The 24,167-nt window shown below is 34.8% G+C and carries 17 protein-coding genes and 1 other annotated feature; of the genes, 7 read left to right on the top strand and 10 right to left on the bottom strand.

Annotated elements, in window-relative coordinates; translation table 11 throughout:
- Nucleotides 1–635 precede the first annotated feature (635 nt).
- The 5 genes from fadX to ACW5YJ_RS01085 all read left to right on the top strand — a co-directional run bounded on the left by fadX (nucleotide 636) and on the right by ACW5YJ_RS01085 (nucleotide 8,541).
- Nucleotides 636–2,210, top strand: coding sequence for a fatty acid degradation protein FadX (gene fadX, locus ACW5YJ_RS01105; RefSeq protein ID WP_457338347.1), 1,575 nt, complete (start codon nucleotides 636–638; stop codon nucleotides 2,208–2,210).
- Between the two features lie 17 nt (nucleotides 2,211–2,227).
- Nucleotides 2,228–3,754 (top strand): long-chain-fatty-acid--CoA ligase FadD, encoded by a 1,527-nt coding sequence (gene fadD, locus ACW5YJ_RS01100; RefSeq protein WP_457338346.1) that lies wholly within the window; start codon nucleotides 2,228–2,230, stop codon nucleotides 3,752–3,754.
- 62 nt (nucleotides 3,755–3,816) lie between these two features.
- The gene (gene fadE / locus ACW5YJ_RS01095; RefSeq protein WP_017723622.1) at nucleotides 3,817–5,025 is read left to right on the top strand and encodes an acyl-CoA dehydrogenase FadE; all 1,209 of its coding nucleotides are present in this window, start codon (nucleotides 3,817–3,819) and stop codon (nucleotides 5,023–5,025) included.
- A gap of 40 nt (nucleotides 5,026–5,065) precedes the next feature.
- A complete protein-coding gene (gene fadB, locus ACW5YJ_RS01090; RefSeq protein WP_457338345.1) occupies nucleotides 5,066–7,324 on the top strand; it encodes a 3-hydroxyacyl-CoA dehydrogenase/crotonase FadB in 2,259 nt (752 codons plus the stop codon).
- A 32-nt stretch (nucleotides 7,325–7,356) separates the two neighbouring features.
- A complete protein-coding gene (locus tag ACW5YJ_RS01085; RefSeq protein ID WP_017723620.1) occupies nucleotides 7,357–8,541 on the top strand; it encodes a thiolase family protein in 1,185 nt (394 codons plus the stop codon).
- 93 nt (nucleotides 8,542–8,634) lie between these two features.
- On the opposite strand, the gene ACW5YJ_RS01080 is transcribed toward ACW5YJ_RS01085, so the two are convergent.
- From ACW5YJ_RS01080 to ACW5YJ_RS01035, 10 genes are all read right to left on the bottom strand, one after another.
- Nucleotides 8,635–9,099, bottom strand: a complete 465-nt coding sequence (locus tag ACW5YJ_RS01080) for a DUF4188 domain-containing protein (protein WP_171916412.1) — start codon at nucleotides 9,097–9,099, stop codon at nucleotides 8,635–8,637.
- Complete coding sequence (locus ACW5YJ_RS01075; RefSeq protein WP_107551233.1) at nucleotides 9,086–9,562, bottom strand: DUF3021 domain-containing protein; 477 nt, start codon at nucleotides 9,560–9,562, stop codon at nucleotides 9,086–9,088. The genes ACW5YJ_RS01080 and ACW5YJ_RS01075 overlap by 14 nt, the downstream gene beginning before the upstream one ends.
- Nucleotides 9,559–9,999: a LytTR family DNA-binding domain-containing protein gene (locus ACW5YJ_RS01070; RefSeq protein ID WP_135092537.1), complete on the bottom strand. Its 441-nt coding sequence runs from the start codon at nucleotides 9,997–9,999 to the stop codon at nucleotides 9,559–9,561. The genes ACW5YJ_RS01075 and ACW5YJ_RS01070 overlap by 4 nt, the downstream gene beginning before the upstream one ends.
- Nucleotides 10,000–10,185: 186 nt before the next feature.
- On the bottom strand, nucleotides 10,186–11,253 hold the full coding sequence (locus ACW5YJ_RS01065; RefSeq protein WP_457338344.1) for a WD40/YVTN/BNR-like repeat-containing protein: 1,068 nt from the start codon (nucleotides 11,251–11,253) through the stop codon (nucleotides 10,186–10,188).
- Nucleotides 11,254–11,386: 133 nt separating this feature from the next.
- Complete coding sequence (locus ACW5YJ_RS01060; RefSeq protein WP_457338343.1) at nucleotides 11,387–13,243, bottom strand: assimilatory sulfite reductase (NADPH) flavoprotein subunit; 1,857 nt, start codon at nucleotides 13,241–13,243, stop codon at nucleotides 11,387–11,389.
- Nucleotides 13,244–13,672: 429 nt separating this feature from the next.
- Nucleotides 13,673–14,413: a cyclase family protein gene (locus tag ACW5YJ_RS01055; RefSeq protein WP_017723614.1), complete on the bottom strand. Its 741-nt coding sequence runs from the start codon at nucleotides 14,411–14,413 to the stop codon at nucleotides 13,673–13,675.
- Between the two features lie 24 nt (nucleotides 14,414–14,437).
- On the bottom strand, nucleotides 14,438–16,684 hold the full coding sequence (gene metE / locus ACW5YJ_RS01050; RefSeq protein WP_119603866.1) for a 5-methyltetrahydropteroyltriglutamate--homocysteine S-methyltransferase: 2,247 nt from the start codon (nucleotides 16,682–16,684) through the stop codon (nucleotides 14,438–14,440).
- A complete protein-coding gene (locus ACW5YJ_RS01045) occupies nucleotides 16,678–18,519 on the bottom strand; it encodes a bifunctional homocysteine S-methyltransferase/methylenetetrahydrofolate reductase (protein ID WP_457338342.1) in 1,842 nt (613 codons plus the stop codon). The genes metE and ACW5YJ_RS01045 overlap by 7 nt, the downstream gene beginning before the upstream one ends.
- Nucleotides 18,473–19,648 (bottom strand): cystathionine beta-lyase MetC, encoded by a 1,176-nt coding sequence (metC, locus tag ACW5YJ_RS01040; protein WP_457338341.1) that lies wholly within the window; start codon nucleotides 19,646–19,648, stop codon nucleotides 18,473–18,475. Before metC ends, ACW5YJ_RS01045 begins: the two co-directional genes overlap by 47 nt.
- A complete protein-coding gene (locus tag ACW5YJ_RS01035) occupies nucleotides 19,645–20,748 on the bottom strand; it encodes a PLP-dependent transferase (RefSeq protein ID WP_457338340.1) in 1,104 nt (367 codons plus the stop codon). The genes metC and ACW5YJ_RS01035 overlap by 4 nt, the downstream gene beginning before the upstream one ends.
- 62 nt (nucleotides 20,749–20,810) lie before the next feature.
- Nucleotides 20,811–21,188: a binding site (T-box leader), on the bottom strand.
- A 184-nt stretch (nucleotides 21,189–21,372) separates the two neighbouring features.
- Here ACW5YJ_RS01035 and ACW5YJ_RS01030 point away from each other — a divergent pair.
- On the top strand, nucleotides 21,373–22,218 hold the full coding sequence (locus ACW5YJ_RS01030; RefSeq protein ID WP_457338339.1) for a ParB/RepB/Spo0J family partition protein: 846 nt from the start codon (nucleotides 21,373–21,375) through the stop codon (nucleotides 22,216–22,218).
- Between the two features lie 421 nt (nucleotides 22,219–22,639).
- Nucleotides 22,640–23,785, top strand: coding sequence for a globin domain-containing protein (locus ACW5YJ_RS01025; RefSeq protein WP_457338338.1), 1,146 nt, complete (start codon nucleotides 22,640–22,642; stop codon nucleotides 23,783–23,785).
- Nucleotides 23,786–24,167 lie beyond the last annotated feature (382 nt).

The following is a 24,167-nucleotide window of genomic DNA, read 5'->3' as shown; positions in this document are numbered from 1 at the left end:
AGCAATTAAATCAACGATTGGTCCTAATAGTCCAGATAACATAATCAAACGCCCCCCTTGTTTAGCTTGATATCATCAAAATTTCTATAAAATCAGAATATGAAGTATTGGCCATGAATCTTGGGCCAAAGAAATTAAAGTCCTAAAGCAGCAATTAAATCAACGATTGGTCCTAATAATCCTGATAACATAATCAAGCCCCCTTGCTTTGAATTTATATTACATTTACATATTATTATAAAAGTTTTTGTATTCAAAATTTGTGTAAAAAAACATAACCTAAAGCGTTAACTTTTGTCACAAAACAAAATGTTTTAAGTTATATAATTTGAATAATAGAGCACTATTAACCAGTCATCACAAGTATTCCCAGGTATAATTGCATCTGGACTATTACTAAATGATATTAAGTAAATTAGATGAAGAATATTAGTGTGAAAATGCATTTTTGCTGCTAGATATCTTTATAATTAGATTTAAGAAAGGTGTTTGTTTGTAAAATTTGAAATTTTTGCATAATTTTCAAAAATAATGGTATATTACATGTAAGGGCTTACATTTATAAAAAAGGAGAGGTTTTAAAAGGGGAAATTATGTATAACAGTTTGGATTAAATAAAGATAGGAGACACCTATATGAAAATTATTCCATTTTCAGATTTAACAAGCATCATTAAAGAAGGTGATGTTATAGCTCTGGCAGCCTTATCAACGGCTAATTTACCAGCTGAGATATTGAAAACGTTAGTCGAACATAATGATGAAGATCAATCTTTTAAGAATTTTACTTTTATGCTAGCGAATGACATTAGTGATTATCGTGGAGATAGTTATGATTTAGATTCTTTTACAACGAGGGGTATGATTAAGCGATTAATTACAAGCATCATTACTGGTTCACCAGAAACTATCAATGCAATGCGTAATAATGACATTGAAGCATATTATTTACCACAAGGTGTGATTACGACACACTATAGAAATAAAACACATGCTTCACCAGGCATAATATCTAAAATTGGCCTAAATACCAACGTAGATCCTCGCTATTCAGGAGGTAAAGTCAATACATGTACAACAGAGGATTTAGTATCGTTGATAGAAATTAATAATCAAAAGTATTTACAGTATCATTTTCCTGACATTGATATAGCACTATTAAGAGGTACATATGCCGACACAGATGGAAATATTTATATGACTCATGAGGCTCATTTAGGCGAAGGTTATAGTTTGGCGGCTGCAACGCATAGGAATAAAGGAAAAGTGATTGTTCAAGTTAAAGATGTTGTAGAAAAAGGCAGCTTTAACCCAAGCGATGTATTTATTCCAGGAAAACTAGTGGATTATGTAGTGATTAATACTAATCCAAAGCTTCATAGACAGGTCATACAAACACAATATGATCCTGCGCTCTCTGGTCATTATCAAATCGTTAAGATGCGAGAACCATATATAGTTTTAGGTACCCGTAAAGTAATATTGAGGCGCGCAGCTCAATTTCTACTAGAGGGAGACGTAATCAGTATTGGTTTTGGCATAAATAATGAATTATCCAATGTGTTAATAGAAGAAGAAGTGAATCATCTAGTACAACCAAATATCGATACAGGTGTTTTCGGTGGTTTAATCAGTAGTGGATCACGGTTTGGTATGAACTATAATTTGAGCGCCCGTATGAGGCATGAGATGACATGGGATTTCATTTATAACGATGGGTTAGATGTAGCCTATCTCAGTTTTGCCGAAGTTGATCAATACGGAAATGTAAATGTTTCAAAATTTGGAGATAAAATGAATGGTTGTGGTGGCTTTATAGACATCAGCCAAACAGTGCATACCATTGTTTTTTCAGGCTCGATGGTTGTCGGGGGTCAACTATCGTATGAAAATAACAAAGTATCTGTGAAACAAGAGGGTCATACTTCAAAATTTGTAAATAATATTGGTAATACGGATTTTAACGCCCATAACGCAGTGGAATTAAAGCAAGAAGTTTATTTTGTAACAGAACGCGCAGTTTTTGAATTAACGTCTAAGGGGTTGAAACTTCTTGAAATTGCACCTGGCTTGGATTTAGAAAAAGACATTTTAGCACTTATGGAATTTAAACCTATCATTGCAGATAATATCAAAGTGACTAATAGCGATATTTATCAAGATGAATGGGGAGGATTGTCCCAAGCAATTAAGTCGGAACATCGTATTTAAATAAGGGGGAGAAAAATATGAACTACGACTGGATTAAAACAAGAGCAACGTTTGACGATAATAAAGCCGCAGTGATTGATCCATTTAAAGGTACTGAATGGTCCTATAAAGATTTGAATATTCGTGCAGAAAACTTAGCCAATTATTTACAAGATCAAGGTATTAAACGCGGTGATGTCGTCGGTATATTTACACCCAATGATGTAGCGATATTGGATTTAATGTTTGCTTCGTTTAAATTAGGTGCAGTATACTTGCCGATTAATTGGCGTCTAAAAACACAGGAGATTGAGAGTGTTATTAATGATTCAAATGTGAAACTCATTTTCTACGCTGAGAAGCACGTTTCAAGTTTAGAAGGTATTGCAGACGAATTAATACACATGGATATAGATTCAAAAGTATATGATGACATAGTAGATCCAACGCAACATCGCCCTTTCAATACGGTAAGTGTTGAAGGAAACGATTTAGCTTCGTTAATGTATACAAGTGGTACGACGGGATTGCCCAAAGGGGTTATGTTTTCATACGACTCTTTTGTAAATAACCCAATTAATCTAGCTCTAACTTATAAAATTAATTCAACGTATACAACTATTATTTCAACGCCTATGTTCCATGTATTAGGATTTAACGATTTGACGCTTCCTTTATTAATGGCTGGCGGAACGCTTATATTGCAACGTTACTTTAATGGCGAATCTCTAAATGATTTAATGGCTCAGTACCAGCCGAATTATTTAATTCAGATCCCAACGATGTATTATGCCATGTTAGTAGCTGAAAATTTTGATCTGAAAAATTTTGAAAGTATTGATTTCTTAATTCAAGGTGGCTCAGCTCCATTACCAATGGTACAAAAGAAATTTAATAGTATGGGCTATTCTATTATTAACGGTTATGGTTTAACTGAAGCACCACTTGTTATGGTTAATACACCAGAAAATGGGGCGCAGAAGCCTGGTAGTATTGGACAACCGGTAATGTTCATGGATATATGCATATTTGATAATAATTTTGAAGAAGTAGAAGTTGGAGAAATTGGTGAACTTGGAGTTCGTGGGAATAACGTGACACCTGGTTATTGGAATAAACCAGAAGAAACTGCAAAAACATTTCATGGTGAATACTTCTTAACTGGTGATTTAGCCAAAGTAGATGAAGATGGTGATGTCTATATCGTTGATCGCCGCAAGGAAATGATTATTACTGGTGGCGAGAATGTATTACCTTCTGAAGTTGAAGCAGTATTATCAGAACATCCACTTGTAGCTCAGGGCGTTGTTGTTGGATATGATAGCCCTAAATATGGTGAATCAGTTTCAGCAGCTGTTGTACTTACCGAAGATGATCCAGACTTTGAACAGAAATTAGATGAACATATGCGAGAGAACATTGCAGGTTATAAAATACCGAGACTATATCTAAAACTGACACATATGCCGTTGAACTCTACGTCAAAAGCAGATAAATTGGAACTTCAGAAATACATGAATGATAAAGCTCAGAAGTTAGCTCAAGATAAAGATGAATTAAAATAATTATTAAACAAAAAATTTTCAATGAAAATGTAAGCGTAAACATTACAATGGAGGTTTTAATTATGCCAACAAAAGAAGAAACAATCAAAGCACTATACCCAGAGGACATCTTAAGCATTGCGAAAGATTTAACGGAGGGCGAAGTTAAACTGCTAAAACAGTTGAATGACATGTTAGAAGAAAAATACAGAGATTCAGTCAATGAACATTGGTTAAATGCTACTGAACCAGAAGATTATTTCGAAGAGTTGGGTAAATTAAATTATTTCAGAAATCCATTACTTTTTGAAGGGCGTGAAGGTGCACAAACACCAAGCCAAATGTTCCAATTCTTCATGTCTTATACAATAGCAAGATTTGATGTCTCTTTAGCTACATTGTTAGGTGTGCATCAAGGATTAGGACATAATTCATTTTGGTTTGGGGGGAGTAAAGAGCAACAAGCTTACTACTTACCAAAATTACAATCTCATGAATTACGTACATGTTTCGCACTAACTGAACCAGAGCACGGATCTGATGTTGCAGGTGGATTAGAAACGACGGCTAAACGAGAAGGCGATAAATGGATTATCAATGGTGAGAAAAAATGGATTGGCGGTGCAAATGTAGCTGATGTTATGCCCGTATATGCAGTTGATGTCGATACAGGTAAGCCAAAAGGTTTCATCATTGAACCGAGTCAAGAAGGTGTAGAAATAGAACTATTAGAACATAAAATTGCACTGAGAATTGTTCCTAATGCAAAGATTCGTTTAAAAAATGTAGTCGTCAAAGAGGAAAAACGCTTGCAAAATATCAATTCTTTTAAAGATATTGCGAAAGTCTTGTACTCTACACGTGCTGGTGTGGCTTATATGGCTACAGGTGCTATGGCTGGTGCTTTGAGAGCAACGACGGACTATGTAACAAAACGTAAACAGTTTGGTAAAGAAATTAGTAAGTTCCAGTTAATTCAAGAAAAATTAGCCATGATGCAAGGTAATTTAGCTCAAGCAATGGCGACATGTGCACAGCTTGCTCGAATGCAGGCCAATGGAGAGTATGATGAAGTAGCGACTTCAACTGCGAAAATGATGAACTCATTAAGATTGAGAGAGTCTGTAGCTATGGGGCGTGGCATACATGGAGGTAATGGCATTTTAGCTGGAGAATATGATATCGCTAGATTCTTTGCAGATGCGGAAGCTATTTACACTTATGAAGGCACACATGAAGTTAATGCCTTGGTAATTGGAAGAGCAATCACAGGTGACTCAGCGTTTATTTAACGTATATCTGTAGTTCAAGAAAAAATTTGGAGGGTTTAGTATGACGATAAGAAAAGCAACAGTATTAGGCGCAGGTACAATGGGCAGTCAAATAGCAGCACTGCTTGTTAACGCAGGACTAAAAGTAAAACTGCTGGATATTGTGATTGATGAAAATGATCCTAATAAAATTTCAAGAAAAGCATATGAGATTATAACAAATCCTAAACGTCCACAATTATTTGATTTAGCGTTTGCATCCAATTTATCTTATGGTAATTTCAATGAAGATTTAGTAGAACAAGATGATGCAGATATATATATAGAAGCCGTTAAAGAAGAAGTAGATATTAAACATCAAGTTTGGAATAAAGTGAAAGACGTTGCCAAAAAAGAAGCAATATTTGCGACTAATACGTCAGGAATCCCAATTGAATCAATCGCAAATGTATTTGATACCCTAGATAAAGAAAGATTCTTTGGAATGCATTTCTTCAACCCACCACGTATTATGAAATTAGTGGAAGTCATTCCAAATAGCAACACTTCTGAAAAAGTTGTTGCACGTGTGCAAGCATTTGCTGAAGACGTACTTGGTAAAGGCGTCATTGTTGCAAATGATGTGCCAGGATTTGTTGCTAACCGGGTCGGTACACAAACGATGAATGACATTATGTATAGAGCTGAACAACAAGGATTTTCTATTACAGAAGTAGATGCATTAACTGGTCAAAGTATTGGCCGTCCTAAGATGGGGACATATGGTTTGTCTGATTTAGTAGGACTAGATATTGCTTTAGCGGTTATCAAAGGATTACAAAGTATACCTGAAGAACAACCTTTCTTCCACGATGTTAAACTGTCTGAAAAATTAGTGGAAAATGGTGCGCTAGGTAATAAAACTAAACAAGGATTTTATAAAAAAGTAGATAAAAAACGTCATGTTTTTGATCCAGAACAGAATGAATACGTGGCGCCCGAACAACCACAATTAGAAATTTTAGGTAAATTTAGTAAAGACTTAGCTAATAATTTAGATGTTATCTTTAATGCACAAGATGATGCAGGCGTATTCTTGTGGGAAACATTAAGAAATAATTTCTATTATTCAGCAATTAATGTGCCGAAAGCTGCAGAATCCTTTAAAGATATTGATCGCGCATTAGTATGGGGGTTCAATTGGAAATTAGGAGCATTTCAACTGTGGGATTTAATGGGATTCGAACGTGTGAAATCACGTATGAAAGAAGAGTTAGGTCAGCTGCCAGAATGGATTGAGCAACGTACGGCACCATTCTATAGTGATGGTGAATCTATTGAACGAATTACACCGGTAGCAGAATATATTGATGAAGAAATTTGGAATAAAGAGGATTCAAATTTATCAGTAGCTAATAAAGACCAACTTTTATTAAAACTACAAAGTAAAAATAATGTTATTTCTAATGGTTTCCTTGATGATTTATTAGATGCAATTAATAAATTAGAAAGTGAAGACTATACGAGCATGGTCATTTATGGTGGTGGAAACAACTTTAGTGTTGGCGCGAACTTATTCCAAATGAAAAAAGCACATGAAGAAGGTCGCGTAGTAGAAGAAGTCGGCGCAGCAGTTGAACAACTACACCATGTCTTCTCTAGATTGAAATATTCATTGAAACCAGTAGTGACAGCAGTTCACGGTAGAGCTTTAGGTGGTGGTTGTGAATTAGTTTTACATTCACCAATAGTAGTTGCTGCAAGTGAATCTTATATAGGTCTTGTTGAAACAGGGGTTGGATTGTTACCTGCTGGAGGTGGACTCGCTGAATTAACAGATAGAGTGCTGCGTACGAATCATAAAAACGATGATAAACAAAAATCAATTACGGATATATTGATGCAAATTGGTTTTGCAAAAGTTTCAACTAATGCCTATGAAGCTATCAGATTTGGCTATTTAAGAGACACAGATACAGTAATTTTAAATACTGAAAGACGTGTAGAGGTAGCCTTAAACAGAGCTCGTTATGAAGCAGAAACAAATTATGTGCCAACGCCAAAAACACAATATATAGCGTTAGGAAAAGACTTTAAAGCATTAGCTGAAGGTCAGTTAGACGCACAACGTATGGGTCATTTTATCAGTGACTATGATTATGAAATTACGTTGAAAGTGGCAGAAGTGTTGTCAGGTGGAGATATTCCACGTAACACTTACGTTAATCAAAGATATTTGCAAAAACTTGAAAAAGAGAGATTTTTAGAACTTTTACAAAATAAAAAAACGTATGACAGAATTTCACACATGTTAGAAAAAGGTAAACCACTACGTAACTAATCATTAATCAGGATAAGAAAGGGTGAACTTAAATGCGAGATGCATATATTGTTGCTTATGGACGTTCAGCAGCTGGTAAAGCAAAAAATGGTGCAATGGCTCATGAAAGACCAGATGAGGTTGCCGCTAAAGTATTAAAAGGTGTATTAGAAAGGGTTGGAGGTTCATTTGAGCCAAGCATGGTAGAAGATGTGATTGTTGGTAATTCATTCCCAGAAGGTTTACAAGGTCAGAATATTGCAAGAACAATTGCATTACTTGCAGGTATGCCAAATGAAGTTCCAGGACAAACGGTGAATCGCTATTGTTCTTCAGGACTTCAAACGATTGCACATGCGGCAAACCAAATTATTGCTGACCAAGCAGATGTCCTTGTTGCTGGTGGTATTGAGCTGATGAGTGCAGTGCCAATGGGTGGTAATGAACCGACGAATAATCCAATACTTCAAGATGAAGATTCTGGTGTTTCTTATCCTATGGGATTGACTGCAGAAATGGTAGCTGAAACATATAATGTTTCGAGAGAGGACCAAGATGCATATGCTGTGCAAAGTCATCAACGAGCAGCAGCAGCACAGCAATCAGGAAAATTTGAAGATGAAATTATTCCTATAGAAGTTAATAAGGTGACTTATGATCAAAATGGTCCAGTTATTAGCAAAGAAGTGTTTAAAGATGACGAATTGATTAGACCTGACACAAATAAAGAAGCGCTTGCTAAGCTACGCACGGTATTTAAGGCTGACGGCACAGTGACTGCAGGGCAATCCGCACCATTAACAGATGGTTCTGGATTTGTAGTTGTCATGTCTGGAGAAAAAGTTAAAGAATTAGGTGTTAAACCAATTGCGCGTTTTGTAGGATTTAAAGCTGTTGGTGTAGACCCTAAATTAATGGGGATTGGACCAGCATATGCCATTCCTGAAGTGTTAAAACAAGCTGACTTGGATGTTAGCGATATAGATTTAGTAGAATTAAATGAAGCTTTTGCATCTCAAACCTTAGCATCTATGAGAGAAGTTGGATTAGAGACTGACAAGACGAATGTTAATGGTGGTGCAATTGCATTAGGACATCCACTAGGTGCGACTGGTGCCATGCTAGTAGGGAGATTGTTATCAGAAATGAAGAAAAGACCTGATACAAAGTACGGTATGGTAACGATGTGTATAGGCGTCGGCATGGGCGCTGCAGGTATCTTCGAATATATAAGGTAATATAGAAGCAATATAATAATGGCCGGGACATCAATTATCGTGTCTCGGCCATTACTATTTGCATTAATTTACTGTTAAAACACTGGTATAAAGTCATCCTTGAGAGCATAGTCTTTGTTTTGCAGATTGTGTTTCTTTGTTTACTACTTGATTATCACGCGCCTTACCTAGCCCAAAGTCTGGCATGTTGATATAAATATTTTCATATTGTTTTGATCCTGAATTATAAGTCTCATGATAGAAACCGACAGCGTCATTCTGCTTTAATACTTTTGCAAATCTATGCCATGCTTTTAAGTGTTTTGGCATTTTTGAATAAAATAAAAGTTGTTCATTCGATTTCCAATATTGTACTATCATCACGCCACGATATTTAAAAAACATTTCATAAGATAGGCAGCCAAGAGACTTATTTTTTAATAATTCATTCAGCATAGGTGGCATAGCTAAAAGAACGGGTAACCATTTATGAATTTTATACCATTTGTTCACACGAAGACCAATTAAGAATAGAGTAATAGATTCATTTGGTAATACAGTATATCTACCTTTGTTCATTTTTATCATTCCTTCTGTTAGATAGTATAGCGTTAATCTCATTGATATCATTCTGATTACGCTTCGTTTCTATTGTCCAAATAATAAAATAGATAATTGTATAGATAATAATGAAAAACAAAACTGCTGATAATTTAAGTGGAAACCATCCTGCTAGTATAGCTAAAGGCAACATAATGATAAACATAAGGCTAAAATGAAGTGATGTTTTAAATAAGATTGATTTTCTAGAACTTGAAAATATGAGTTCGCCAAAACTAAAACTAACACCAATTAAGGCCCAGATAATAACTGAAATAAACATAATTTGTAATTCATTTAAATGTTGAAAATAAAAGCGCCCCATGGTTGATACGGGTGAGACAGGATGAAAAGCTGTTCGAGCAAAAATAGCTGAAAAGATTAAAGCAATTATTATACCAATGGCAATACCAATGGTTGCACCGCGAAATAAACGTTTCATAGTTTTAAAGCCTCCTTGATAAATGGCAAATATCTTCTTGAAGAGTATGTGAAATCATTATTTGTAAAACGAACCTCGATAGTACCATTTTTATTAAGTTTTAAATGATCGATATAGTTAATATTAATTATTTCAGATTTCGAAATCTGTAGAAATTGCATGCTAATTTGTGATTTCACTTCATATAAACGTTGAGTACTGGTGTATTGATGGTCTGACGTTATAATCGTTAAAACTTTATTCTCTATACGAAAACTAATAATATCTTGATGTTTGATATAGTAAATATCTTTATTATATTTTCCGGGAAATAATTTGTTTTGAGATAATTGCTTCATAAAAGCGATAATTTCTGGTAATTGTTCAGTATGTTTGTGACTTTGAATAATAACCTTGCCTTTGGGTAAATCATTATCGTGAATTATTTCTAAATCCATAAAGGCACACCTCCTATTGCCATAAGTAAACCAAATTTTAACTACGAATACTACATAAATTATATAAGTGGCATGTATTTACGTTTAAGTGGTATGTATTCCCCTGAATGTTGCTATGTTTGCGCATAAAAATAACCTTAGATTTTGGCCAACAACCAAACTCTAAGGTTATGCATTTAACAATTTCTAATTTAAAGTAATAAATTGATGTGCGTGTTGAGACGTGAGTGAATCTGGCCATGCGATATCAAATGCTGTCCAATTGATACCACCATCATCTGAATAATAGACACCATTATTATTGGCAATATAAAACGTACCATCTTGTTCAGTGATAGATGAAATCAATGTGCCATTTGGAGAAGGCAGCCCTGTAGTTACTTCAGTCCACTCATTGTCTTGTGCTTTATTAATAGTGTAAATGGTTGAAAAGGTGTTGTCTCCATAGTTATGTGCGTTATATGGAGAGTTTGAAGTAGCGATGACAATATTATCGGGGTTTTGAGAATTTATCGCTAAACCATAGCCATATCTGTGCTCAATTCCTTCAATAAATGTTGTCCATGTCTTACCATAATCATCACTTTCAATAAATGTATCACGTCCACCATTTAAGAATGCATCACCTAATACTCCGTACAATTTATTCGGATAGTCTGGGTGGCTCTTTAAGACGTGAATATCAATAGGTGTATCTTGGGTTTGTGGTGCTGTCCAATGTTGACCTGAATCTGTAGATTGGATAAAACCACCAGCTTCAATTGTAAGGTTAATGACATTTGGTGATTTGGTATTTGTATCGAACCATTTCACATGATGCGTATGTGGTCTAGGTGGGAAGAACCAATGTTCTTTACCAGCAATATGACTAAAATCAGTAAGTAATTCGAATGATTCTCCCTGATCATCTGATATGAATAAAGCACTAGGTTCAGTACCTACGAGCACAGAACTATGATGATTGCCTGTATCTATAACTGTAACTGCAGTGATAGCAGTCATGTGAATATCATCATGTTTGAAAGGACTATTGTATGTGAAACGTGTCCCAATAGGGACCCAATTTTGACCTTTGTCCACACTTTTCCATAAACCACGATCAAACGTGCCGCAATAAAGCGTGTTTTTATCGTTAGGGTCTTGAGCTATTGAAATGATATTCATACCTTCTAATTTTCTTTCAAGCTGAATACCATCATATTCCTTATTTATCAGTATTAATGCATTGTCATAAGTGATTGCGAATTGTGTCATATAATAACCACCTTTTGAAATTGGAGTCTCATTTAATCGTGAATTCAGGTTACGTTTGTCAGTGTATGCATAGCACTTTTATAGTTAATGATAATTAAAACAATTATTAAAGTTAAGTTACTGGTTTAACAGATTAATATACGTCACGTTGGTAACGTTGATGTTTTATCATTTCTGTCAAATAGTCCTCAGCATCTGCTTGGTTGTAATTACCTTCTCTCTTAAGAATGTTAATCAATGATTGATGGACGCCACTTGCCATCTCGTCTTTATTACCACAAAGATAAATGATGGCGCCTTGAGTAATCCATTGGTAAAATTCAGCACTATTTTCCTCAATGCGATGTTGAACATAAATTTTATTTTCTGTCTCTCTTGAAAAAGCTAAATCTAATTTACTTAATACGCCTTCATTAAGCCAGCTCTCTAAATCACTTTGATAGAGGAAGTCGTGTTGATAATTTTGATTACCGAAGATGAGCCATTGTGCTCCTTTTAGACCTAAGTGAGCTCTTTCTTGAAGGTAAGCTCGGTATGGCGCTATTCCAGTTCCAGCTCCGATCATAATCACTGGTGTATCGGCTTCATAAGGAAACTTGAAATTTGGATTCTTTTTAAGGTATACAGGTAATTTCTCTCCTATAGGCGTCCGTTCTGCTAGTTGTACAGAACAAACACCAAAACGCTCACGACGATGTGCTTCGTACTTAACAACACGAACTGTAATATCGACACTGGAAGGGTTGACCTGATTGCTACTCGCTATAGAATACTCCCTTGGTGGTAATTTTCTTAATAGTTGTGGCAGCATTTGAGGTTCTAAAGATACCGGTGTGAAGTCTTGAATTAAATCAATCACATCTCTACCATATATATAATTCTGAATCCATTCTGATTTTTGGATATTTGCATTTAACATTGGGTTACCAAATAATTCTGCCGCGTTTTGCAAGAGACTGGGAGTTAATTTAGAAATTTCAAAATCATATAGCAACACATCTTTAAGTGAGCGTGAGGTATTGTTGTCGCTAAGTTGAATATTAGTATCGGCGTCCCAATCTAATGCTGAGATTAAATTTGAAACCAATGTTAAGTCATTGTGTGGCATAACGACCAAGCTGTCTCCAGGTTCGTATGTTTCAGAGTAACCTTCAAGTGATAATTCTAAGTGACGTACTTCACGAGAAGCTTCTGGTTGTGTGAGTACTTTATTTGTTAAAACTTCTGCTTGAAAAGGATTTGATCGAGAAAATGGTACTTCAGGTTCATCTATAGTAACAGTTTCATCATCTTCATCAATAGTAGCCATATTCGATGACGTTTGAGAAAGCAATTCAAGCATATTTGAAATCCATTGCTCGGCAGTTTCTTCAAAGTCAAAATCACAATCTACGCGGTCAGCTATTCTATTTGCACCAAGTTCATCTAGAATATGATCGAAGTCTTTGCCGGCCTGACAAAAATCTGGAAAGTCTTGATCACCAAGTGCTAAGACTGCAAAGTTGACAGTATCTAGTTGTGGTGCCTCATCGCTATGAAGGTAGTCATATAAATCTAAAGCATTAATAGGGGGTTCACCCACACCTTGTGTTGAACAAATGATAAAGAGATGTTCAACTTCGGTTAAGGTTTCTTTAGGGAAATCATCCATATCCCATAAATGTGCATTAAAATTATGTTCTTTCAACTTACCTTCAAATGTTTCGGCAATTTCTTCAGCGTTACCTGTTTCTGTACCATATAATATATTAACGTGTATAGGTTCCGCTGAATTTACTACAGATGTTGTATCATTTGTTTCATCCCCTGTATTGTCTGTGGTGTTCGGTTCTTGTGCTGCTGAAATGTCGTCTTCAGGCTCTGACGCATTTGGATTGATAAGATAACCACTTAACCAATGTTGCTGTTCTGTCGAAAGCATTGGTAGTAGTTGATTTATGAGAGCCAATTGCTCCTTGTTAAAAGGGGTGTTGGTCTGATTAAGTTGCAAAAAAGTCACCTCTATTTATGGTATTTATATAGAAAATAGGTGAAAAGCACCCAAAATAAACTATATTGAATTTTCTTGAATTATAACATTGATTTAATGATTTTAAATGATATGGATTATCATTTATGTAAAATCAAACTAATGACCTATATATTTTGTACTATGATATAAATAAAGAAGAGCCAGAAACCTTATTGTGCCAAAAGGATTTCTGACCCACAATCAGGTGAATATAACTAGGAACACAAATACTTGATTTAAAATATTTACTAAGCTGAAATGATACATAATTAGTATGAAAACCAATAAGGATAATCTTTTGAGTTGATAAACAATTAATTGCGTGTTGATATATTAATAAAGGCCCAAGACATATATATAAATGCCCCGGACCCTGTATATGAGTGGTACTAATCTTATGTTTTAAGTTTAAGGTTTTATCGCGAATGCACGGACAGGAAACCCTGGTGCATCTTTTGGTTTGGGACTAATAGCATAAATGATTGCCCCTCGATTAGGTAACTGATCTAAATTGGTTAGTAGCTCAACTTGGTAGGTGTCTTGACCTAACACGTAACGTTCACCTATGATGTCACCATTTTTTGCAATATCTACTGAGGCATCTGTATCGAAAGTTTCATGACCAATCGCTTTAACTTTACGTTCTTCAAGTAAATACTTCAAAGCATCTAGTCCCCAACCTGGTAAATGTTGGTTGCCCTCGGAGTCTTTATTTTCAAACGCTTCGATATTTGGCCAACGTTTTGACCAATCACTGCGAAAGGCAACAAATGTTTCAGATTCAATTGTGCCGTGCTCAGCTTCCCATTGTTCAATGTGCCAACGTGTTAAAATAAAATCTGCATTTTCCGCTACATCTTGTGAAAAATCTAAAACTACAAGTGGTAGGGCCAATTCTTTTAAATTTAATTCATGCAAATAACGTGTATTTTCTACAAAGTGAATAGGAGCGTCGATATGTGTCCCATACTGACTTACAATATCCCAGTTTTGAACATAAAAGCCATCATCTGGAACATTGAAAAGTGTTGAAACTTTGGCACGTTCAAATTCACTGAAACAAGGAATAGTCTCATCAAAGGTGTGGGTCAGGTCGACCCACGTTGATGATTTTAATTGTTCTAATTGCTTCCATAAAGGATAACTCATTGGCATCACCTACAAGATTGATAATTAAACAGTTGCAGTATTTGTTGATTTACGTAATTTATCTACGGAATTTACTAACACGCTAAGTGCTTCTTTAACTTCATCTTCTTTACGTGTTTTCAAACCACAGTCAGGGTTTACCCAGAATAGTGAACGATCAATTTCTTGTAAAGCACGGTTAATTGCTTCTGTAATTTCTGCTTCAGTTGGAATACGTGGACTATGAATATCATATACGCCTAAACCGATACCTAAATCGTATGTGATGTCTTCAAAGTCTTGAATTAAATCACCATGGCTACGTGATGTTTCAATAGAAATAACGTCTGCATCTAAGTCGTAAATTGCATGTATGATTTGACCGAACTGAGAATAACACATATGTGTATGGATTTGTGTTTCATCAGCGACTGAAGATGTTGACAGTTTGAATGAACGAACTGCTTTATCTAAATAGTCTGCATGATATTCTGAACGAAGCGGCAAGCCTTCTCTTAAAGCAGGTTCATCGACTTGGATGATTTGAATACCTTCATTCTCAAGCGCTAATACTTCTTCATTGATTGCTAATGCGATTTGATCTTGAACCTCTTCACGTGGCAAATCAACACGTTCAAATGACCAGTTTAAAATAGTGACGGGGCCAGTTAACATACCTTTAACTGGTTTGTCAGTTAAACTTTGGGCATATAGTGTTTCTTTGACGGTAAGTGGTTCTGTCCATTTTACATCTCCATAAATAACTGGTGGCTTAACCGCACGTGAACCGTATGATTGTACCCAACCGTATTTCGTTACTAAGAACCCTTGTAGTTTTTCACCAAAGAATTCTACCATATCGTTACGTTCAAATTCACCATGTACAAGTACATCTAGACCGATGTCTTCTTGAATTTTAATCCAACGAGCAATTTCATTTTTTAAGAAGTCTTTATATGCTACATCTGTGATGCGACTATTTTTCCAATCTGCACGATACTTACGAACCTCTTGAGATTGTGGGAAAGAACCAATAGTCGTTGTTGGTAAATCTGGTAAATTTAGTCGTGCGTCTTGTGCTTTTTTACGTTCTTTAAAAGCTGATTGTCTTGAAGTACGTACACTATCGAAATCGTATTCAAGATTTTTAAATGATTGATTTTGGAAACGTTCATAACGTGCCTTCAACTCATTATATTTTGAATCATCGCTATCATTGAATAAGCGTCTGAGTGCATCTAATTCATCTAATTTTTCGGTAGCGAAGCTCAAACCTTCAGCGATTGAAGTATCTAGTGTTTCATCATCCAGTGACACAGGAACGTGTAATAGTGAGGATGAAGGTTGGATGACAAGGTCGTTTGAATATGTTTGTAACGTTTCAATTAGTTCTTTTTTAGCTTCGATATCAGCAGCCCAAACATTACGGCCATCGATAATTCCTGCGTAAAGTGTTTTGGAGTTGTCTAAATCTCCTGCTTTAATTTGTTGTAGATTAAATCCATTGTCATGTACGAAATCTAAACCTAACCCTTTAACAGGAAGACTGTTTAAGAATTTTAAGTTAACACGTTCGAAATAAGTTTGTATTACTAATTGTTCTCCTAAACCAGCCTCAGCGAAATAATCATATGCGGCTTGTGTGATAGTTTCATATTCCGAGCTATCGTCGGTAACTAATGCTGGCTCATCGATTTGAATATATTCAGCACCAGCGTCAACTAATGATTGTAGAACTTCTTTATATAAAGGTAAAAGTGTATTTACTTTTTCTTCAAATGACTGTGTGCCACCTTTAGATAATTTAACAAATGTAATTGGCCCTACAATAACTGGGTGGGCATTGACATTAAGTGATTGTGCATAGTTAAAACGTTCAAGTAACACGTTTTTATTTAATTTAGGTTCAGCATGATCCCATTCTGGAACGATATAGTGATAGTTTGTGTTGAACCATTTGATTAACGCACTCGCAACATGTTCTTTATTACCTCTGGCAATATCGAATAATAAATCATCATCTACGTCTTTACCTTGAAAGCGTTCAGGGATGATATTAAAGAGTAACGATGTATCAAGAATATGGTCATATAATGAGAAATCTCCAACGGGAATACTAGATAAATTGTAATTTTTTTGGAGCAATAAATTCTCTTTGTGTAAATCTGTTAATTGTTGGTGAAGCTTTTCTAAATCATATTTGTTTGACCAGTAACCTTCGATTGCTTTCTTCCATTCTCTTTTTCTACCTAACCTTGGAAAACCTAAATTTGATGTTTTAATTGTCATAATATTGCCTCCTGTTTAGTTGAAGTAATTGTTTTTGAATAGTTTGCAAGTTCTAATGTGTAATCGACTTTTTGGAATGGTGTGATTAAATACAAACCATTGAAATACTCATGTACCGTGTCAATCAATTCCTTTGAAAGTTTAAGACTTAAATCCTTTGTTTTGCCTTTATCATCTTTGACTGCTTCAAATTGTTCTAATATTTCTTCTGATAATTTAATGCCAGGTACTTCGTTGTGTAAGAATAATGCGTTATTATAACTTGTAACGGGCATTATACCTATAAAGAAGGGGACGTCTAAGTGCTTCGTCGCTTCATAAACTTCTTTGATTTTTTCTTTGCTATAGACTGGCTGTGTTATAAAGTAGTGCATGCCACTCTCTAACTTTTTCTCTAAGCGTCTAACTGCACCATCTAACTTTCTTACATTTGGATCAAAAGCACCTGCGATGTTGAAGCTTGTCTTTGTCTTCAGCGCATCACCATCAGTGTTAATACCTTGATTAAAACGTAAGGCAATTTCGGTTAGCCCTTTAGAATTCACATCATAAACGTTAGTTGCCCCTGGTAAATGGCCAATCTTTGAAGGATCACCAGTAATTGTTAAAATTTCATTGATATCTAGTAATGACAACCCTAATAGGTGTGATTGTAATCCGATGAGATTACGGTCACGACAAGTTATATGGACCAATGGTTCGATATCATAACGTTGTTTAATAATGCTTGCAGCAGCCACATTGCTAATGCGTACCGTTGCTAACGAATTATCAGCTAAAGTGACGGCATCAATCTTTGCATCATCAAGTTTTTTGATATTTCTGAAAAATGTTTCTGTGTCAAGGTGCTTCGGCGTATCTAACTCCACAATGATGGTAGGACGATTTTCAACTTTTGATTTAAGGTTTTGTTTTTGAGGTTCTTTTTCTGTGTTATTGATATATTTTGTAATCGGTATAACATCTTTTTGCGTAACAGGGTTTAAACCAGCTACAGACGATTTGATGTATTGGATATGTTCTGGTGTTGTGCCACAGCAACCACCAATCAGTCTTACGCCTTCGTTAATCAATTGTTTAGCTACTTTACCGAAATAAGATGCATTATCACTATATTTAAATTGACTATTTTCAATATCTAGCAAACTTGCATTTGGATAACAAGATAAATATGCCCCCTCAGGTAATTCGATGTGCGAAAAGGATTGTTGCATATGATGCGGACCATGGTGACAATTTAATCCTACAATGTCTGCACCACTTGAAGTCACTTGTTGTAGTGCATGGTTAATTTCAGTACCATCTCTTAAATAATTTGTATTTAAAGCAGTTAGTTGAGCAATAATTGGAATATCGTATTTACGTTTGGTAGCCTCAATAATATTGGTAAGTTCTTGCAAATCATAATAGGTTTCAAAAAGAATTCCATCTACTCCTGCATTAACTAAAGTTTCTACTTGAATTTCCGTGTGATATTGAATAGAGGACAGTTCTAAGTCTTCTTGTTTAATGCCTCTAAAACCGCCGACTGTACCCAAGATAAAAGTATCATCATTTGCTGCTTTTTTGGCAATTTTTACTGCTGCTTGGTGAATGTCTTTCACTCTATGTTCTAAACCAAAAATTTTTAATTTTTCAAAATTTGCGCCATACGTATTGGTCTGGATAATATCTGCACCAGCTTCAATATAAGTGCGGTGAATACGTTCAACTTTATCGGGATGATTTAAGTTATATGCTTCAGGGCAAGTATCAAGACCTTCAGAGTAAAGGATCGTACCGATGGCCCCATCAGCTACTAATATGTTGGATTTTAGTTTGTTGAGTAGTTGACTCATTGAAAGCCTCCTTAAATGCGTAATTTAAATCTGAAATCAATTCGTCGGCTGATTCTAATCCGACACTCAATCTAAATAACCCAAATGTGATATTACGTTCTTCACGTACTGCTTTAGGTACAGCTGCATGTGACATCGTAGCTGGATGAGAGAGGATTGTTTCAACGCCGCCTAAACTTACTGAAACTAAAGGTAATGATAACGCATCAACAAATGCTTGTGCTTTTGTCTCATCTTTCAATCTAAAACCTAATACAGCGCCGCCATGATGGGATTGAGACAAGTGTAGATCGCTATTTCCTGGGTAATAGACTTCTGAGATTTCCTCACATTGTGCTAAGAAGTCATAGATTTGTTTAGTATTTTCAACAGATTGTTGAAAGCGTACAGGTAAAGTTTTTAAATGTTTAGCCAATGTCCAACTATCTTGTGCAGATAATGCATTACCAGTGCCATTTTGCAATAGATAAAGTGCGTCAGCGATTGATTGATTGTTGGTAACAGCTACGCCAGCAATAATATCACTGTGGCCGCCTAAGAATTTAGTAGCACTATGTACCACAACATCTGCGCCGAGCGCTAATGGTGATTGACCTAGCGGAGTCATAAAGGTATTGTCTACAGCGAGTAAGAGATTGTTGTTTCTGGCGATATCTGCTGCGCCTCGAATATCTGTAATTTTAAATAAAGGATTCGATGGTGTTTCAATATATATTAACTGCGTATTGTTTTGAATCGCATTTTCGATATCTTTTAAGTGAGTTGTATCTACGGTTGAAAATTCAATGTTAAAGCGTGTTAATATTTGCTCAGTCAACCTAAATGTACCACCATATACATCATCCGGTAGAATGACATGATCACCAGCGTTTAATGTGAGTAACACTGATGAAATTGCTGCAATGCCAGACGCGTATGCAAAGGCGTGACTGCCACCTTCCAGTTTAGCTAGCTTTTCTTCTAAAAGGGCACGGTTTGGATTACCACTTCGAGCATAGTCATATTGAGCATCGCCACCTAGAACTTGTTGGTGAAACGTTGAAGAATCGTATAAAGGAGGATTTGCTGAATCATAGTCAATCCCTCTATGTGCATCGAATATTACTTCTGTTTCTTTTGATAAACTCATAAAATCACTCCTTGTTTAGATTGTTCTAATGCTTGAATGATATCTTGTTCGATATCTTCATAGTTCTCAATGCCAATGGATAATCTTAATAGATATTCGTCTATACCGCGCTTATCTTTTTCTTCATCTGGCATATCAACATGTGTTTGTGTATATGGGAAAGTAATAAATGTTTCAGTGCCACCTAAGCTTTCAGCGAAAATACAAACCTTTAAGTGTTCTAAAAATTTATCGGCTTTATAATTTTTGTTCAGTCTCAAACTCAACATACCAGTACGTCCACTGTAGAGTACTTGATCAATAGCTTCTAACTGATTACATCGTTCAGCAAGTAATTTAGCATTATGTTCAGAGCGATCCATTCTTAAATGCAGAGTTTTTAACCCACGTTGTAATAGATAACTATCGAAAGGTGATAGCGTTGCGCCTATCATGTTGTGTAATTGTCCTAGTTGTTCAGCAAGTTGTTCATCTTTTACAGTTACTACTCCTGCGAGTACATCATTATGGCCTCCGATATATTTTGTTGCCGAATGTAAAACAATATCTGCACCTTCTTCAAGGGGTGTTGAAAGATATGGTGTTAAAAATGTGTTATCTATGATAGATAGAAGGTTGAATTTTTTACTTAAAATGTAATATGGAACAATATCAACTTCTATCATTTGCGGATTAGAAATTGGTTCGATAAAAAGTGCTTTTGTGTTTTTTGTAACACTTTGCTCTACTTCTTCATAATTTAAGAAGTCAACATATTTGAAATGTATACCGTATTGCTGCTCATAAAAATCAAAAAGTCTAAAAGTGCCACCATATAAGTCGAAAGAAACTAAAATTTCATCGCCAGATTTGAATAAGTTACAAATTAATTGTATGGCAGACATACCACTGGATGTTGCAAATGAAACAGTACCTCTTTCAAGTTTTGCAAATGCTTCTTCAAACGCCGAACGTGTAGGATTTTTAGTTCTTGTATAGTCATATCCTGTTGACGCACCGAGTTTAGGGTGTTGGTAGGCTGTAGATAAGTATATTGGATTAGCGATTGCACCTGTATGGTCTTGAGAAAGTGCAACCTGTGCGAATTCAGTATTTTTCATAATTGTTAACCTCCTTGTTAAAATAAAAAAGCTTCCGTCCTTTAAACCCGAATAATTCGGATGTAAAGGACGAAAGCTTAGCTCGCGGTACCACCTTTGTTTGCTACTTTATCACTAAAGTAACCTTATCCAGTACGCAAAATTGTTGAATGATTAGCGTTGTCTGAATCATGACATCGTACTTTCAATAAAAAATAAAAACCCATCTTATGTTGGAATAAAATGAGTATTAACGAAATATACGACGTGTGGAAAATCCAGTACGCCATTTAACAAAATGTTAATACTGTATCGCTATAACGGGCGATCCCGTTGATACCTCATATTGGTATCAACACTCAAAGGCCATTTTCAAACTTTCTTTCCGTGTCTTCTTTCAGCGTATCAAAGACTCTCTGTGTCAGTAGTGTAAGTTTTACTTTCCTTGTTACTGTGTGTGAAATATGTCATTTACAAATTTGATATACCCAAGATTACACATTAAAATTACATTTGTCAACAACTTTTCTGAAAATTTAGATTAAACTAAATACTACTATCTATATTTTATGGTGTTCTAGTGATGATATAATAAGTGTATGAGCACATGAATCATTTTTTGATGATGATAAAGGAAGTAGGTGTTTGAAAATCGAAAATGAACAAGATCAAAGGTTAACATTAGAAGCAGATGCACAAGTTCAAAATATAAAAATTCAAGATATTAAAGCTAACCCATATCAACCGCGTAAAACATTTGATGAGGAACGTTTAAAAGATCTTGCTGAATCTATTAAATTACACGGTATCCTTCAACCAATCGTGTTAAGAAAAACAATCGCTGGTTATAATATCGTTGTAGGTGAAAGACGTTTCAGAGCTGCTGGTATTGCTGGTTTAAGAGAAGTTCCTGCGATCATAAAATCACTAACAGACGAAGATATGATGGAACTAGCTATTATAGAAAATTTACAACGTGAAGATTTAAATGCAATTGAAGAAGCGGAAAGTTATCGTAAACTGATGGACGATTTAAACCTAACACAACAAGCAGTTGCACAGCGTCTAAGTAAATCAAGACCTTATATAGCAAATATGCTACGCTTGTTGCATTTGCCTAAATCAGTCTCTAATATGGTGAAAAATGGTTCGCTATCTGGTGCACATGGACGTACTTTATTGATTGTTAAAGATACTCAAAAAATGCAACGAATCGCTAATAAAGCTTATCAGGAGTCTTGGAGCGTAAGAGAGTTAGAACAATATGTAACTACACATTTCAGTGATAAAAAAGAACAAGCAACTGAAAGTCCAAAGGCTACTAAACCAAAATTTATTCGCCAACAAGAGCGACAATTAAAAGAGCAGTATGGGTCAAATGTAGCGATATCTACTAACAAGACTAAAGGTCAAATTACTTTTGAATTTAAATCAGAAGCAGAATTTAAACGTTTAATACATCAATTGAACGACAAATATAACAATGACTAATAATCACGCTAATTGTGTATATTGTAAATATTGAGTTTACATTTAGAATGTGAGACAGAAACTATTTTAGAAGAATATTATTTCTGTCATTTTTATTTCCAGTAACACAATTTAAAATATGACATTTATAGATAATATGACGCTCATGAGTTGCCAGTTAGTTTTCATTAATTTGATCAACTACGCCGCTTTAAAAATTATAAACTTAATTAGATTTGATATTATTTATGTTTAATATTGAGTTAATAAAATATTAATAGGTTATTATAATCGTTTTGTTTCGATAAATTAATTAAAAATAAAAAAGTTACAGATTTATGAATATGGCGTGTGATGATTATGTGAATTTAATTATATAATATTGCAAGGTAATTTAATGTTAGATAATAATGGGAATAAGGAACTAAGTAGGAGGGGTCAAATGTTAAGCGAAACAGAGATTCAAACAATTAGAGAAACAGTACCATTACTTAAAGAAAAAGGGCAAGACATTACTGCAATTTTTTATAAAAGGTTATTTGAAGAGCACCCAGAATTGAAAAATGTATTTAATCAAACGAATCAAAAAAAAGGGCTACAATCTTCAGCTTTAGCAATGGCTGTAGTTGCTGCAGCAGAAAATATTGAAGATTTAACGCCAATTGTTCCAGCAATTATGCCAGTTGTGTATAAACATTGTGCACTACAAGTCAAACCGGAACATTATCCAATTGTCGGTGAAAATTTAATTTGGGCTATTGAAGAAGTAACTGGGTTGAAAGATGAAGATCCAATTATTCAAGCATGGGTAAAAGCATATGGTGAAATTGCTGACGCATTTATTGGTTTAGAAAATGAAGTATATAGCCAAATGATATGGGAAGGTTTTAAACCATTTGAAGTTACACAAATTACTAAGGAAACAGAATTAATTAAATCATTTACTGTTAAATCTGATGAAATAGATTTGAGTCAATTTATACCTGGACAATACATCACTGTAGATATTTCTAGCGATAAATTACCGTATCAAGCTAAAAGACATTATTCTATTGTCGATGGGGGTATTGATTTCTTAACTTTTGGTGTCAGAAGAGATATGACTGAAACACATGAAGGTGAAGTATCAACGATTTTACACGACGAAGTGGCTGTTGGCGATACATTAATGTTATCTGCACCCGTTGGCGGTTTTAAATTGGAAAATAAATCAAATAAGCAACTGTTTTTAGGTTCTGGCGTAGGAGTCACACCACTTGTATCCATGTATGATGAAGCAGTAAAAGTTGAAACACCTGCAATATTTTTACAATCAACATCAAATGCAGAAAATGTCGCTTTTGAAGAAAAATTAAATCAAATAACTGAGCAATCAGAAAATGCTTCTTTTATTAAGCATTTTCGTGATAGTGATGGCTTTATTGAAACAGAACAATTGAGTCGGTATGTGGACGAACACACTGAGGTATACGTATGTGGAGGTAATTCATTCCTAAAAGCGATGATCGCTGAATTACAGTCACTGAATATTTCAATGGATCATGTCCATTTTGAAACATTCATACCGAGATTGAGCTTTTCAGTCTAATAAATATATATATAATAAAAAATTTACTAAATACCAACAAACATTTAAATGCTTGTTGGTATTTTTTGCTTTTAAATTAGAATCATTATAAAAATTTAAAAATTTTTCAAAAAATATAGAAATGCTATAAAAACGCACGTTTGAGCGATATTGCAATCATTAGATTATTATAATTGTTTTTTTAAAATTATTATTAAAAAACGTTTTAAATAAGCGTTTATAGCGCTTTCACTTGATGAAATTAGCAGAAATTTAACATTTTTAATTATTAAAAGGTGAACTTGACATAAAAAAAATCAGTGAGTAAAGTGTTTAACATAATTATTTTCGAATAATTCTAAAAAATAAATATAACGTGAACTTTTAATCAAAGCACATTAAA

The organism is Staphylococcus sp. mip270_02, from assembly GCF_054031535.1.
Note: the sequence above shows the minus strand (reverse complement) of the source record. Positions and strands in the feature narration are given on the sequence as shown.

Coding starts and splice junctions, on each gene's coding strand:
- ACW5YJ_RS01045 (WP_457338342.1), bottom strand. CDS start 18,519: ATGAGTCAACTACTCAACAAACTAAAATCCAACATATTAGTAGCTGAT.
- fadE (WP_017723622.1), top strand. CDS start 3,817: ATGCCAACAAAAGAAGAAACAATCAAAGCACTATACCCAGAGGACATC.
- ACW5YJ_RS01080 (WP_171916412.1), bottom strand. CDS start 9,099: ATGAACAAAGGTAGATATACTGTATTACCAAATGAATCTATTACTCTA.
- ACW5YJ_RS01035 (WP_457338340.1), bottom strand. CDS start 20,748: ATGAAAAATACTGAATTCGCACAGGTTGCACTTTCTCAAGACCATACA.
- fadD (WP_457338346.1), top strand. CDS start 2,228: ATGAACTACGACTGGATTAAAACAAGAGCAACGTTTGACGATAATAAA.
- fadB (WP_457338345.1), top strand. CDS start 5,066: ATGACGATAAGAAAAGCAACAGTATTAGGCGCAGGTACAATGGGCAGT.
- ACW5YJ_RS01055 (WP_017723614.1), bottom strand. CDS start 14,413: ATGAGTTATCCTTTATGGAAGCAATTAGAACAATTAAAATCATCAACG.
- ACW5YJ_RS01085 (WP_017723620.1), top strand. CDS start 7,357: ATGCGAGATGCATATATTGTTGCTTATGGACGTTCAGCAGCTGGTAAA.
- ACW5YJ_RS01025 (WP_457338338.1), top strand. CDS start 22,640: ATGTTAAGCGAAACAGAGATTCAAACAATTAGAGAAACAGTACCATTA.
- fadX (WP_457338347.1), top strand. CDS start 636: ATGAAAATTATTCCATTTTCAGATTTAACAAGCATCATTAAAGAAGGT.
- ACW5YJ_RS01075 (WP_107551233.1), bottom strand. CDS start 9,562: ATGAAACGTTTATTTCGCGGTGCAACCATTGGTATTGCCATTGGTATA.
- ACW5YJ_RS01070 (WP_135092537.1), bottom strand. CDS start 9,999: ATGGATTTAGAAATAATTCACGATAATGATTTACCCAAAGGCAAGGTT.
- metC (WP_457338341.1), bottom strand. CDS start 19,648: ATGAGTTTATCAAAAGAAACAGAAGTAATATTCGATGCACATAGAGGG.
- ACW5YJ_RS01065 (WP_457338344.1), bottom strand. CDS start 11,253: ATGACACAATTCGCAATCACTTATGACAATGCATTAATACTGATAAAT.